Here is a 14,274-nt window from a genome sequence, read left to right as displayed (position 1 = left end):
ATGACCAGTAAGCAACAATTTAACAGGGCTAGCTCTATTGCTAAGCTAAATGAGGGTTCGAACTGGGATATTCTAATTATTGGTGGTGGAGCTACGGGACTAGGTGCGGCTGTTGATGCCGCTTCAAGAGGTTATAAAACCTTGCTTTTAGAACAAGCCGACTTTTCTAAAGGCACCTCAAGCAGAAGCACAAAGCTTGTTCATGGAGGTGTACGTTACCTTGCCCAAGGCAATATAAGTTTAGTAAGAGAAGCACTTAAGGAAAGGGGGTTGCTTTTTAATAATGCTCCCCATTTGGTTAAAAAGCAAAAATTTATCATTCCATGTTACGATTTCTTTTCAAAGGCAAAGTACCTAATCGGCTTAAAAATATACGACTTATTAGCAGGTAAGTACAGTTTTGGAAAATCGACCCTACTTTCCAAAAAGGAGTTACTATCGGAAATGCCTCAAGTAGAACACATGGGACTGACGGGAGGCGTGGGATATTTTGATGGGCAGTTTGATGATTCACGACTCGCCATTAATCTGGCACAAACCTGTGCTGAGCAAGGAGGAACATTGATTAATTATGTGAAAGTAATTGGTCTGCTTAAAGATAAACAGGGACTTATTTGTGGGGTAAAGGCAGTAGATGAAGAAACTAAAGAAGAATATACCATCCACTCTAAAATTGTCATCAATGCGACAGGCGTATTTGTGGATGAGATCCTGCAAATGGATATTCCAAATCGGAAACCATTAGTTAGACCTAGCCAGGGCACTCATATAGTTCTAAACAAATCTTTTCTTAGAGGAGGAAAAGCCATGATGATCCCAAAAACCTCGGATGGAAGGGTCTTGTTTGCTGTTCCATGGCACAATCATATTATTCTAGGCACAACCGATACCCCATTGAATCAGCATAGTTTGGAACCTACACCCTTAGAAGAAGAAATTACCTTTATATTAAAAACAGCTGATCAATATTTAACCAGTAAGCCGCAACGGTCAGACGTGCTTTCGGTTTTTGCAGGATTAAGACCATTGGCTGTTCCTGATAAAGATACAAACACCACAAAAGAAATATCAAGAAGTCATAAGCTCATTGTTGAGAATTCCAAATTAATAACCATCACAGGTGGAAAATGGACTACCTATCGAAAGATGGGAGAAGATACCATAAATAAGGCAATTAGTATAGGAAAATTACCTTCAAAGGCATGTCAGACAAAGGGTTTGAGAATTCATGGATATAATGCGATAAAGCAGGATACCTACCGCGGAATTTATGGCGCTGATTCAATTCATATTGAACAATTGGAAAAGGAAAACCCACAATTAAGTAAACCCTTACTTAAAGGTGAACCTTATACACTTTCTGAAGTGATATGGGCGGCACGTCATGAGATGGCACAAACCGTAGAGGATGTATTAGCACGACGAATGAGGTTACTTTTTCTGGATGCTAAAGAGGCTGCAAGTGCTGCAAAAATGACTGCAGAAGTTTTAGGAGAAGAATTAGGGAAGTCAGCTGAATGGAAACAGCAGCAGGTGAATAATTTTGTAAAATTGACGAAAAAATATACCTTACACTAACCATATGGAAAACTATATACTGACTTTAGATCAAGGTACGACGAGCTCCAGAGCCATCCTATTTGACCATGCGGGTAAGATTGTATCGCTTGCGCAGAAAGAGTTTCAACAACATTATCCCGAACCTGGATGGGTGGAGCACGATGCAATGGAAATCTGGTCGAGCCAAGCATCAGTTATTACTGAAGCAGTTTCAAAGGGGCATTTCAATACAACTCAAATCGCAGCTATTGGCATTACCAATCAGCGCGAAACAACCATCGTTTGGAACCGAGAAACCGGCAAACCCATCTACAATGCCATTGTTTGGCAAGATAGACGAACAGCTGCATATTGCGATGAATTGAAGAAACGAAACTTATCTCAATTAATTAAAGAGAAAACCGGGCTCATCATTGATTCTTACTTTTCTGCCACTAAGATCCGCTGGATCTTAGATCATGTCCAAGATGCGCGTGAACTAGCCATGGAAGGAAAACTTGCTTTTGGAACCGTAGATTCTTGGCTCATTTGGAATTTAACAGACGGTGAAGTCCATGTAACAGATGTAAGTAATGCTTCCCGAACGCTATTGTATAATATCAATGAATTGAAATGGGATACCGAATTGTTAACCTTATTTGATATCCCAGAAAGCATGCTTCCTGTTGTAAAAAGTTCAAGTGAGGTGTATGCACATACCGCGGGGAATTTATTGGGCAGAAAAGTAGCCATTGCTGGCATTGCAGGAGATCAACAAGCAGCTCTTTTTGGGCAATTATGTACCGAAAAAGGAATGGTTAAGAACACCTATGGAACGGGCTGTTTTATGCTCATGAACATTGGAAACCAACCCATATTATCAAAGAACAATTTAGTAACTACCATTGCATGGAAGATTGGCGACCAGACAGTCTATGCCTTTGAGGGAAGTATTTTCATTGCCGGTGCCATTGTTCAATGGCTGCGCGATGAGCTGAAACTGATAAAAAATTCTGAAGAGATAGAAGCTTTGGCAGCTATGGTTCCAGATAATGGTGGTGTTTATATTGTGCCAGCATTTACAGGCTTAGGAGCTCCTTATTGGAATCAACATGCACGCGGTACGATATTTGGAATCACCAGAGGAACAAATGATAGTCATATTGCTCGAGCTGCACTCGAAAGCATTGCCTTTCAAACAATGGATGTATTGACAGCTATGCGTACGGATGCAAATTTAGAAATAAAAGAGCTTCGCGTAGATGGAGGAGCCACCCGGAATAATCTTCTTTTGCAATTTCAGGCAGACATCATGAATGCTAAGGTCATACGGCCAGAAATTACTGAAACTACTGCTATTGGCGCCGCTTATCTCGCCGGGCTTGCAGTCGGTTTTTGGGAAAATCTGGACGAAATTAAAAAACAATGGCAGACCGACAGGGTTTTTTCACCACAAGAAAACAATACCAAGGAGCTCATAGGAAAATGGAATGCTGCAATAGCTGCTGCGCTGTTTTGGGCGGAAAGTGAATCCAATACCACTAAGAACTAATTATTTTAAACCATTTAATAAATTTGGCAATGACTCCTTTTATAGCAGAACTTCTTGGAACAATGACATTGATTTTATTAGGGAACGGTGTGGTAGCAAATGTAGTTTTAACAGGCACAAAGGGTAATGGTGGAGGCTGGATTGTTATTACTACCGGTTGGGCATTGGCTGTATTTACCGGTGTGGTGATTGCCGGACCAATTAGTGGAGCACATTTAAACCCGGCAGTTAGTATTGGCTTGGCCATGGGTGGAGCTTTCCCTTGGGAAAGTGTGCCTGCATATATTTTGGCCCAACTCCTGGGGGCGATGTTGGGCGCATGCCTGGTATGGCTCATATATAAGGACCATTATAAAGCAACAAAAGACTCGGGCTTAGTATCTGCTACATTTTATACCAGTCCTGCCATTCGCAACTTTTCTACAAATCTGATTTCCGAACTTATTGGCACTTTTGTTTTAATTTTCGTTATCTTTCATTTCACAGAGGGCTACATCTCTTCTGATGATACGCCCATCGGTTTAGGATCTATTGGAGCTATTCCTGTAGCATTCTTAGTTTGGGTAATTGGTCTTTCATTAGGTGGAGTAACAGGATATGCTATCAATCCGGTTCGGGACTTAGGACCAAGAATTATTCATTCCCTATTGCCGATTCCAAATAAAGGAAAAACAGATTGGACCTATGCTTGGATTCCCATACTAGGTCCTGTAATAGGGGCGCTTCTGGCTGCGTGCTTGTACCTTGCTTTAAATTAATAATTTTAGTAGTCTGGTTTTACCTAGGAATACACTGGCTTTACACAACTGTGTTAATACTGCAGTATGAGTGCGCTATGTCAGTGCTAATTCATGCATTTTAGCGCAGACTTAATGCACGAACAACACTAAAAAAACACTGCAATGTAATAGCAGTTTAATTAAATGACTGCCTGAACTCCAGTGGTGATAAATCTGTTTTGTTCTTGAATAATTTGCTGAACGATTGCGGATGTTCAAAGCCTAATTCATATGCTATTTCACTTATAGATAGATTTGTAGTTGATAATTTTTCTTTAGCCTTTTCAATCAATTTATTGTGAATATGTTGCTGCGTGCTTTGTCCTGTCAGTACTTTTAGCAATCCGCTCAAATAATTAGGTGATACGTTTAATGTTTCAGCAATGTGTTGGACGGTAGGCAACCCCTTTTCCATTAAGTCATTATCGTTAAAATATTTTGAAAGAATTTCTTCCAGACGATTCAGGATTTGATGGTTAGTTATTTTCCTTGTAAGAAATTGGCGATGATAAAACCTATCTGCATAATTTAACAACAGCTCTAATTGAGCAATGATGATATCCTGACTGAATTTATCAATGTTCGAATGATATTCTTGTTGAATGTTTTTCATAATATCAGCAATAATTGTTTCTTCTTTCTCTGAAAGAAACAAAGCTTCATGTACCGTATAATCAAAATACTCGTATTGCTTTATGTTTTTTGCTAAGGATGTATTCCATAAAAAATCAGGATGAATAAGCAACATCAATCCTGATTTTTTAGAGGTTTCACTTTTATCCTGTTCAATTCCGAAAACCTGTTTAGGCGATATAAAGAACATCGTACCTTCATCAAAATCATATTGTTGTTGCCCGTATTTATATTTGACGTTACAGTTTTCTTTCAACGCAATGAAATAAAAATCATAGACAAAATTGTTTGGTTCGTTGTCGTGTAAACGTTTAATATCTATAACATTTATTACGCTGATTAATGGATGCTCTGGCTTAGGTAATCCTCTAAACTGGTGAAACTCATTGATGGTTTCAATCCTATACGGTTGTTTATTCGGCATTTGTATATTTTTTATTCAAGAAACAGCATATCTTCTTCGTTCAATTCTATTTCAGTTGCTTTTAAATTTTCTTCAAAATGCTTTAAAGATGAAGTGCCGGGTATGGGCAATATCCAGGGAGATCGATGCAGCAGCCAGGCTAAATTTATTTGAGCATTAGTAGCGTTATACTTTCTTGCAATGGCTAAAATCCTGTTATCCTTTTTCGGCATGGATTGAAATAAAGAAAAGAAAGGAATCAATGGTATTTGATGTTCCTCACACATAGCAAGCACTTCTTCACCGCCTCTAGTTTCACCTCCAAATAGGTCTATTGTACTGCGCTGCGCATGCCCATACATATTTTCTACTGTGGCAATATTTCCCATAGTCATAGCCGTTTCCAATTCTTCAGGACTAACATTGCTCAGCCCTACATGCAATATTTTCCCTTCTTTCTGCATATCAAACATAGCCTGCATTGATTCTTTAAAAGGCACATCACTTTCAGGCATAATCCTGAAATGAACAAGGGTTATCTGATCTGACTTCAATGTACGCAAATTATTTTCTATACTGTTTCGTAAATCTTCCGGGCGATTAAATGGCACCCAGCTTTTATCGGGTTTTCTTGCACCACCAACTTTCGTACATATCACCAAACCGTCTGGATAAGGATACAAGGCTTCTGCTATCAAACGATTAGTGACATCTTCGCCATAAAAATCGGCTGTATCTATAAAATTAACATCACGTTGAATGCATTGCTTTAAAATTTGCAACGCTTCTGGACGGTTTGCAGGCTCTCCCCAAATACCTTCACCGGTAAGTCGCATAGTTCCATACCCGAAACGTTTTACTTTCAACGGATGTTTGCTTTCTCCTGCAATTGTAATTTCTTGCATATTCATAATTTTCTATTTATTTATTAGGATTTAAAAAAAGCATCTGCAAAGTCCTTCCCAAAATCTCTCAGCTTCACTTTCCCCAACACAGGTCTATTGCGGTAATAGTCTTCATATAACACACCGCCAAATCTACTAGCATTCATTTCTGTTAAACCTTTCGCACTTTTTAAACCGAATCCTGCTGATATCAATCCCTCCTTAAATTGTTCATCAGAAATAACAAGCCATTTTAAATCAGCTTTACCGATAACCTCCCCCAAAATTTTTGCCACTTCATTTGGCGAAACTTCATCACTTGCTATGTAACGGATTTCCCTGCCATCAAATGGTTTCTCAATTTCTTCGGCAATCACAGCTGCAATATCCAAAGGTGAAACCCAGGGCTCCTTTTCATCGCCTCCATAGTTTTGAACGATTATACCTTGTGCTTTTATAGTTGGCAAAAAAGCAAACATATTATAGTAAAAACCAACAGGACGCATAAATTTAATGGAAATATTGTTCGGCAATTGTTTCAAAATGTTTTCTACATAATGATGAGTCTCTAGCATTCCAATGCCTTTGTCGGTGTGAGCACCAATACTGCTGAGGTGCACCACTTTCGTTACGCCCGATTGCTGAATAGCTAGTAAATAGCTTTGTACAATGTTGCTCCATTGCTTTTCAGGATCTGCTGTGGGGTTTAAGAAATACACAGGAGGTTCCATAAGATAAACAATGTCTGCTCCGGTAAAAGTTTTTGTTAGAAACGAAACATCTTCTAAAGAACCGATTGCAGCTTTTGCACCCAGTTCTTCAATGTTCGTTTTCTTTTCGGGATTACTGCTGATAACCGTAACAGAATGTCCTTTTTCTATTAACTCTTGTGTTAATGGTTTGCTGATGTGGCCTAACGAACCTGTAATTATAATTCTCATTTTTTCTTCTTTTGTTAATCCAAAGTTGCGCACAAACAAAAGAGCAGATGTAGTCAAATCTATGCTTATTGTAGCCAAAAAACAGCAATGGCGTTATCCACCATATGAAAATCTTTTAGCTTCATAAAGTAGATTCCGATCTGTATGCTGATTTATAAATACAGATTCGCGGTAAGTTTTAGGAGAGATCCCTGTTTGTCTTTTAAAATATTTACCAAAGAAAGATTGATCACTGAAATATAGTTTATAGGCAATTTCTCCAATACTCAATTGGGGGTCTTTCAATAAAATCTTCGCTTCTTTTATTACTTGCTCAGTTATCATTTCACTTGCGTTTTTCCCAGTAAACTGTTTTACGATTTCGGTAAGATGCTTTGCTGATACATTCAGTTGTGATGCATAATCTTTAATTGCTCGAACTTTTCGAAACTGCTGTTGAACAAGCTTCATAAATTTATGGACATGTATCTCCTGACGAGAAAAAGGGAAATATGTTGAACCCGAGTATTTCATACGAAGAGCCTCAATCTCAAAAAGAAAGACATAAAAAGTATGGACAAGAATCTCTTTTCCGTAAGGGTGTGTAGTAAAATTATTGGCATACTCTGCTAATAATCGGATTTGATGTTTGATCGTATTTGTATCTTCAGGCTTCAGATTCCATGCAAGAAATGAACCCGAGGAGAAAAAACTAAAAATATTTGGCAAAAACTCGGTCATGATTCCCATCTCTTCAATAAAATCTCTTGTAAAACTCACACCTGAGATTAATAATGATTGACTTTCAATAAATACCTCGTTGATATTGCCTGTAACCAGCTGAACCAAACTGTTTTCTTGAATATCCACCTCCTCCAAATTAAGGTTTATTTTCCCACTTCCATTGGTTACAATAAAGATGGACATTGCCTCTGGGCAGGTTTCACTTTTCAAGTAAGCCTCTTGAGTTACATAAAGATCTTCTATTACGGAGAAGTTATTTAGAGCAGGGTCGCAAACTTTCAACTTTTTATCATTGAAACGTGTTAATGTCAATACTTCGTTTAAGCTTCTTTTATTGTTCATGATTCATCTGATTTGGTCTATTTTCATCCGATCTAAATGTAGGTTTGCCCCAGGAGCATCTTTCTTGATCAATATATTGTTGAAATTTTTCTTTCTCTGCTTCAGTAAGCTCAGAAAGATCTTTATCCATGTATCGTCTTTTCCAAGGGGGGCCTCCACGTTTTGGGCCTTTTCCAAAACCAAATAAAAGCTTGCAAAGAAGAAATAAACCCATTGCTTGCCACAAGGTAATGGTTGTAAATCCGAAAATAGATGGCAAGGTATAATTCCATAGAAGCATGACCAGAAAGCTTACTAGAAATACAAAAGCAATTGCCAAAATAGGGATAAAAATAAATCGTTTTCTAAATCTGAAATTCCTGTTCATGATATTTTAATATTAATTTATATGCTTTTAAATTGTGATTCCTTAAACTCTGAATAAAATACTTTTAAACGTTTCCGTAGATGCAAAACAGCATAGTGCTTACGTGATATCAATTTCCCGATAGACTCTCCCGTATCTGCCGATATCTCTGCAAACGATACACGGTCTAACTCATGCCAGATAAAAACATCTCTTTGTTCCGTTGGCAACTCTTCAAGAGCCTTAAATAATTCCTGCCAAAGAATGCGATCCTGATATTCTGTTTCAGGTGTTTTCTCCGTTTTTAGAAATTGATCATACAAACTCGATTCTTCTTGCTCCTCCTCCTTATATATCCAGGATGATTCACTTTTCTTTCTACGCTTATCAATAATCTTATTAGTTGCTACCCGATAAAGCCATCCGCCAACCTGTTCAACCGGTTGCGAATTAATAACAGAACTTAACTGAAACCATACATCCTGCAAAATATCTTGAGCATCTTCTTCATTATCAACTCGTTTCCGAATAAAGCCCGATAAACCTTTACTATAAGATTTTATAATTGTTAAGATTATACTGTGCTTTTTATCAGCCATCGATTTTTAAAATTGAGCTTGTTTTCAACCTCTAACATAATAGACGGACGAGTGATTAAAATATTTCAGAATAATTTCATTTTATTTAAAATATTTTAACCTTATAACTTTCTATTTTCTTGTTACCCCGCTCTATTTATTCACACACTCTGGTTCTAAAAAAAATAAATAATATCTTTAAGAATAAATATTCAATTAAAGATTGATAATGTTCTTAAAATAACCCGTTAAATTATGAGCCAGAAATTTAAAACCCTATTAATTATTTCATTATATGTCATTATTTCAGCTTTCACTTTTCCGCCAAAAACCACGTGGGTAGCTATAGGAGATTCAATAACTTATCTTAATGATCATTTAAATGAAACCGGCAACAGAGTAACGCAAGGCTATATGTCATTGGTTGTAGATAAAATACCAGGCTTAGAATATGAAAATCAAGGTCATAATGGCTGGACAGTAGTGCGTATAGCCAAAGAAATTGACAAGCTTAACTTAAAACCGGCAGATGTATATACCGTATTTTTAGGAACCAATGACTGGTGGGGCAGTCAAACTTTAGGAACTATGGATGATTATAAAAATAGCACAGGAACATCAACCGTATATGGTTCTTATAGGATAATTACTGACAAACTAAAAAACTTAAACCCAAAGGCCGCGGTCATTTTAATTACTCCACTGAAGAGACTGGATTTTGTTTACTACAATAATATGAAAAACAATGCCTACGGATCTTATAAAACTAAGAATGGAAAAGACCTGGCCGAATTTGCAAACGCAGTCATTGAAATTGGAAACTTCGAGAATTACAAAGTGATTGACCTCTACAACTCCAACGATTTCAATTATAAGAACATTGTTAATTTTAAAAGGCTGAAAGATCCTCAAACTGGAGAGTATAAAAACTTCAAATACCCTGATTTTATTGACATCCCTTTTAATCCTGAAACTGACGAATATCCTTATCCGCCTGAAGCGATTAATACAACCTACGATGGATTGCATCCTTCTGATAAAGGAAACAAAATAATAGCAAAAAAGATCATTAAAGTAATAAAACCTGCTATTAAATAGCATATTTCTCAGGCTCGTTTGTATAATAATTAAGTTACTTAAAATGAGATAATTAAATTATATGAGATAATTGTTTTTGTTTATATTTACATTAAGATCAAAGCAAACACTCTAAACTTAATTATCATGAAAAGGACCTACTATGCTATTATTCTGAATATTGCAGGACTAATAGCCCTAAGCAACCTGGCATTCGCTCAAGCCGTTATAAAAGGTAATGTAGCTAGCCAGGATGGAGAACCTTTAAAAGAAGTTCTAATCAAAATAAAGGGGACGGATTTACAAACACGATCTGCTGCTGATGGAACTTTCTCCATAGAGTCTCCTAAATCAAAAGGAACTCTTGTATTCGTAACCCCCGGTTATAAGGATACTCAGAAAAAATTCAATAGTAAAAGTGACCTTGTAGTATTCCTAAACGGTTCTAATCCATCTGAAACAACTGTTTCTAATGGTTACACTTCTACTTCGCTTAGTGCATCGAAGTCCATTTCAAAAGATGATATGAAAAAATCATCCGATGTTAGAGAACAATTGCAAGGCCGATTTCCGGGAGTAATTGTTTCTAATGACAACGGCACATTTAGAATTCGGGTTCGGGGCGTCAGTTCATTTAATTCGGGTAAAAATGGAGAAAATACAACAGAACCTTTATATGTGGTAGATGGCATTTCAATGGATGATGTATCTAGTTTAAACCCCAATAGTATCAGTAAGATATCCGTCTTAAAAGATGCTGCAGAAACTTCAATCTATGGTACTCGAGGAGCAAACGGTGTAATCGTTATTACGACACAAAAATAATTACCATAAAATATTAATACTTCAATCCGTAATTATCAACTTACATTACGGATTGAAGTAAAAGTATAATACCGATAGCTATTAAACCATAGTGAACATACCGAAAGAAAGTATCTCCATGTAAACGATGGTTGATCATTCTACCCAGGAAAATTGCAGGGAATAAGAAAGGCAGGCTCCATAAATAATAATAAGTAACGGCAGGAACCCAAAGTCCGCTTAGCCAATAGCCAATCATACCAATGGTGCTTGCAGGCAAGAAATAACCTTGTAAAGTCGCTCTAAAATGTTGTGCGGTCCAACGACGCATAGATCCGTAAATTACCAAAGGTGGTCCATTTAAGCCATATGCTCCACCCAATACTCCGGCAAATAGCCCACATAAGAAAAGCCACAACCAGCTTTTTGATTTTAACTCTATAGATTGGTAAAATAAAGAATAGACTGAGAATGCAATAATCACTACTCCTAAAACAATTTTTACAAGCTCTTCATTGGCGGTTACCAATAATAAAAGGCCAAGTGGTATTCCTAACAAAGTAAAGATAAACAAGCTTCCGGCACTCTGTATATGAACTTTCTTCCAATCTTGTATTACCACAACAGCTGCAATGGTAATAGAAACCAACACTGAAACAGGAACTGCAATTTCAATTGGAATGTAAAAAGCAAGTAATGGAACTGCAACCAGCGATTCGCCAAATCCAAAAGCCGAACGGATTAAAGTTGCTATAAAAACAACGACAATAACATAGAGTAATAGCAAGCTGGTTGTCAATTATTTAATGGATAATTATAGTTTTACTCGATTTAGATCTGACACAAACGTACAAAAATCCTGTACAAAAGGTATCTCCATTAGCATACTCATTATCTTCGCATAAATCACTTTTTTAGTATTAATGTCGAAATAAAATATCCTAAAATGATTTTTAGTTTTCTATATTTGAGTTACCAATACCATATTTAATCTCGATTACCATATCAGTTCAAGCATAAAAACAATAACCACAAATAAATAATCTAATATCTTAATCTATGAAAAACTATTTAAAAATGTCAAAAAACTGGATACTTTCTTTCCTGTTAATTGGAACAATCGTAACCTTATCATCTTTTAATTCTCAAACTCCTCCCAAAGTTTTAGTGTTCAGTAAAACCGCAGGATTTAGACATAGCTCCATTGAGCCAGGTCAGGTAGCATTATTAAAATTAGGTCAAGAACATGGAGTTACTATCGATACCACAGAAGACGCTAGTAAATTTACTGATGCAAACCTAAAACAATACAAAGCCGTAATATTTCTGAATACTACTGGTAATATTTTAAATGAAGAACAACAAAAAAGCTTCGAACGTTATATCCAATCAGGAGGAGGTTATTTGGGTATCCATGCTGCTACTGATACTGAATACAGCTGGCCTTGGTATGGTCAATTAGCTGGTGCATGGTTTGCAGGCCATCCAGGCCCGGATAACGTACAGAAAGGAACTTTCGTAGTTGTTGATAAGAACAATCCGGCTACCAGCTTTCTACCAGAAAGATGGGAAAGAGAAGACGAATTTTACTCTTTCAAAAACATAAGTAATGACATCCACGTTTTATTGAAAATTGACGAAAAAACTTACCGTGGTGGAACAAATGGCGATAATCACCCAATGGCCTGGTACCACGAATTTGATGGCGGAAGAGCATTTTATACTGCTGGAGGCCACACAGATGTTAGTTTTTCTGAGCCTCTTTTCCTTAGACATCTTTGGGCTGGACTTCAATACGCAATGGGAAAATAAACCCATTGAACGGACTGTTAAATTATAATAAATTATAATGATTGTTTCATAATTTTATTTAACATTGTAGGTCAATAAAACCAAATAACAATTAATCATTAAATTATGTCCAACAGAAGATCATTTTTAAAAACTACTGGTGCACTAGCTGCTGCCAGTATATTACCAGGATTAAGCCGAGGAAATACATTATTTACCGGACTTGCAGCTAATTATCCACCCGTAGGTTTACAAACTTATACGCTAGGTGTTTTATTTAACAATAAAGACTTAAGCACTAAAGATGTACTAAAGCAAATTGCTGACATCGGTGTTAAAGAATTAGAAACTGCAACAGGAAGTACAACCGGACTTTACTATGGTCATAAAGCTAAAGAATTTGCTGCGATGGTAAACGATTTAGGTATGAAATGGATCGGTAACCACGTAGGTGGATTACCTCGCACCAGACCAGCTAATGCAAATGCTCCAGCTCGTCCCGCTCCTAGCCCTGAAGCTGCTGCTGCAATGGCTGCAGCCGGACAACGCACCAATCTTCGCGATAATCTACAACAAATAGTTGATGAAGCAGCGGAAGGTGGATGTTCATGGGTTATCTGTGCAAGTTCTGCGGAATCAAACATGGATGAAATCAAAAAAACCACTGAAATCTTTTCAAACGCAGGAGAGGCAGCAAGAAAGAGCGGAATGAAATTCGCTTATCATAATCACCAATCAGAATTTGATGAAATTGAAGGTACAAGTGCTTATGAATATGTATTAGGGCAAACTAATAAAGATGAAGTATTTATGGAAGTCGATTTAGCTTGGGCTACACAAGCAGGAATGGACCCTGTAGAAATGTTCAAACAATATCCAGGACGATTCCCACTATGGCACGTTAAAGATATTGATCCTACTTCTAACCGTCCAACTTCTGTTGGAAAAGGAAAAGTTGACTTCAAACGCATCTTTACCAATTCTCAACTTTCAGGCGTTCAACATACGTTTATAGAGCAAGATGGAGCTAAATCTATTACAGATGTAGCAGATAGCGTAAAATGGTTAAAAGCAAATATCTATGTTTAATTAACATTCATATTATAACAAAAAAGCCTGTTTGGAAATTCCAGACAGGCTTTTTTGTTATAATATCTTTCCTTCTGCTATCCCATCTAAAAACTAGATAATAAATTAATTCTTTAAATAGCTTAAATTACACCTAAATAAAAATTTGAAATATTAAGATTTTGATTACTTTTATTGTGTCTAACAAACGCAATAATTAATTAATACTAACTTACACCTATTTATTATGAAAAACTCAACCATTACAAAGAAATTCGGGCTTGTAATTGTGGCATTCATATTATGCCTTTCAATCTCAATCAAAGCAAATGCACAAGCTCCATCAACTTATTTTATAGGCTCATGGAATGTTTCAGTTGCAGACGTTCCTATTGGAGATGTAAATCTTACCATTAAATTAGAGAGAAAAGATGGAAAATTAGTAGGTGTAATAACCGATACTGCCTCTAAATCTGAAGTTGCAAAAATTGATGCTGTCGATGAGCTTGAAGATGCAATTGTAGTTTATTTCTTTGCTTCAGAAACCGATGTTGACCTATATTTAAAAAGAACAGATCAAGACAATGTAGAAGGGTCGATGATGAATCAGTTTCCCGCAAAAGGCAAACGCGTTAAACTATAAACATATAAACAATTCAATAAAAAAAGGGAGCAAATATATTTGCTCCCTTTTTTTATTGAATCTTTTTTCATTATCTCCCTAACTATTTTAACGTCTGGATTGTTATGGTACATAGAGTCAATCAAAGGGTCCTTCGGATCTATATGGCTCAATAATCAATAAAAATGGCTA

Annotated in this window: 15 protein-coding genes; 8 read left to right on the top strand and 7 right to left on the bottom strand. The window is 36.7% G+C overall.

Going from position 1 to position 14,274, the window contains the following annotated elements; all coding sequences use genetic code 11:
* Genes C8N28_RS10940 through C8N28_RS10930 form a run of 3 tightly spaced genes read left to right on the top strand, consistent with a single transcriptional unit; the run spans nt 1 to nt 3,849 of the window.
* Nucleotides 1-1,578, top strand: a complete 1,578-nt coding sequence (locus tag C8N28_RS10940) for a glycerol-3-phosphate dehydrogenase/oxidase (RefSeq protein ID WP_132224738.1) — start codon at nt 1-3, stop codon at nt 1,576-1,578.
* A gap of 4 nt (nt 1,579-1,582) precedes the next feature.
* Nucleotides 1,583-3,091, top strand: a complete 1,509-nt coding sequence (gene glpK / locus C8N28_RS10935) for a glycerol kinase GlpK (protein ID WP_132224736.1) — start codon at nt 1,583-1,585, stop codon at nt 3,089-3,091.
* Nucleotides 3,092-3,120: 29 nt separating this feature from the next.
* A complete protein-coding gene (locus C8N28_RS10930; RefSeq protein WP_132224734.1) occupies nt 3,121-3,849 on the top strand; it encodes an MIP/aquaporin family protein in 729 nt (242 codons plus the stop codon).
* A gap of 157 nt (nt 3,850-4,006) precedes the next feature.
* Here the strand turns inward: C8N28_RS10930 and C8N28_RS10925 are convergent, their stop codons facing one another.
* The 6 genes from C8N28_RS10925 to C8N28_RS10900 all read right to left on the bottom strand — a co-directional run bounded on the left by C8N28_RS10925 (nt 4,007) and on the right by C8N28_RS10900 (nt 8,741).
* Nucleotides 4,007-4,927, bottom strand: a complete 921-nt coding sequence (locus tag C8N28_RS10925) for a helix-turn-helix domain-containing protein (protein ID WP_132224732.1) — start codon at nt 4,925-4,927, stop codon at nt 4,007-4,009.
* A gap of 11 nt (nt 4,928-4,938) precedes the next feature.
* Nucleotides 4,939-5,817 carry an aldo/keto reductase gene (locus tag C8N28_RS10920; RefSeq protein WP_132224730.1) on the bottom strand — a complete coding sequence of 293 codons (879 nt, stop codon included), beginning with the start codon at nt 5,815-5,817 and terminating at the stop codon, nt 4,939-4,941.
* Between the two features lie 17 nt (nt 5,818-5,834).
* Nucleotides 5,835-6,731, bottom strand: coding sequence for an SDR family oxidoreductase (locus tag C8N28_RS10915; RefSeq protein WP_132224728.1), 897 nt, complete (start codon nt 6,729-6,731; stop codon nt 5,835-5,837).
* Between the two features lie 93 nt (nt 6,732-6,824).
* Nucleotides 6,825-7,796 (bottom strand): helix-turn-helix domain-containing protein, encoded by a 972-nt coding sequence (locus tag C8N28_RS10910; protein ID WP_132224726.1) that lies wholly within the window; start codon nt 7,794-7,796, stop codon nt 6,825-6,827.
* Complete coding sequence (locus C8N28_RS10905; RefSeq protein WP_132224724.1) at nt 7,786-8,163, bottom strand: hypothetical protein; 378 nt, start codon at nt 8,161-8,163, stop codon at nt 7,786-7,788. The genes C8N28_RS10910 and C8N28_RS10905 overlap by 11 nt, the downstream gene beginning before the upstream one ends.
* Before the next feature lie 17 nt (nt 8,164-8,180).
* Nucleotides 8,181-8,741: an RNA polymerase sigma factor gene (locus C8N28_RS10900; protein ID WP_132224722.1), complete on the bottom strand. Its 561-nt coding sequence runs from the start codon at nt 8,739-8,741 to the stop codon at nt 8,181-8,183.
* 234 nt (nt 8,742-8,975) lie between these two features.
* Between C8N28_RS10900 and C8N28_RS10895 the strand changes: the two genes are divergently transcribed.
* Both C8N28_RS10895 and C8N28_RS10890 read left to right on the top strand, forming a co-directional pair.
* Nucleotides 8,976-9,818 carry an SGNH/GDSL hydrolase family protein gene (locus C8N28_RS10895; protein ID WP_132224720.1) on the top strand — a complete coding sequence of 281 codons (843 nt, stop codon included), beginning with the start codon at nt 8,976-8,978 and terminating at the stop codon, nt 9,816-9,818.
* Between the two features lie 126 nt (nt 9,819-9,944).
* Complete coding sequence (locus C8N28_RS10890) at nt 9,945-10,622, top strand: TonB-dependent receptor plug domain-containing protein (RefSeq protein ID WP_132224718.1); 678 nt, start codon at nt 9,945-9,947, stop codon at nt 10,620-10,622.
* A 40-nt stretch (nt 10,623-10,662) separates the two neighbouring features.
* Here C8N28_RS10890 and C8N28_RS10885 read toward each other — a convergent pair whose 3' ends face one another.
* Nucleotides 10,663-11,388, bottom strand: a complete 726-nt coding sequence (locus C8N28_RS10885) for a sulfite exporter TauE/SafE family protein (protein WP_221410219.1) — start codon at nt 11,386-11,388, stop codon at nt 10,663-10,665.
* Nucleotides 11,389-11,660: 272 nt separating this feature from the next.
* Between C8N28_RS10885 and C8N28_RS10880 the strand changes: the two genes are divergently transcribed.
* The 3 genes from C8N28_RS10880 (at nt 11,661) to C8N28_RS10870 (ending at nt 14,103) form a co-directional block, all read left to right on the top strand.
* Complete coding sequence (locus tag C8N28_RS10880; protein ID WP_132224714.1) at nt 11,661-12,413, top strand: ThuA domain-containing protein; 753 nt, start codon at nt 11,661-11,663, stop codon at nt 12,411-12,413.
* A gap of 105 nt (nt 12,414-12,518) precedes the next feature.
* The gene (locus C8N28_RS10875) at nt 12,519-13,481 is read left to right on the top strand and encodes a TIM barrel protein (RefSeq protein ID WP_132224712.1); all 963 of its coding nucleotides are present in this window, start codon (nt 12,519-12,521) and stop codon (nt 13,479-13,481) included.
* A gap of 226 nt (nt 13,482-13,707) precedes the next feature.
* Nucleotides 13,708-14,103: a hypothetical protein gene (locus C8N28_RS10870; protein ID WP_132224710.1), complete on the top strand. Its 396-nt coding sequence runs from the start codon at nt 13,708-13,710 to the stop codon at nt 14,101-14,103.
* Nucleotides 14,104-14,274: the final 171 nt, after the last annotated feature.

It is taken from the genome of Albibacterium bauzanense (genome assembly GCF_004339765.1).
Taxonomy (GTDB): domain Bacteria; phylum Bacteroidota; class Bacteroidia; order Sphingobacteriales; family Sphingobacteriaceae; genus Albibacterium; species Albibacterium bauzanense.
This window is presented reverse-complemented; position numbering and strand designations above follow the sequence as displayed.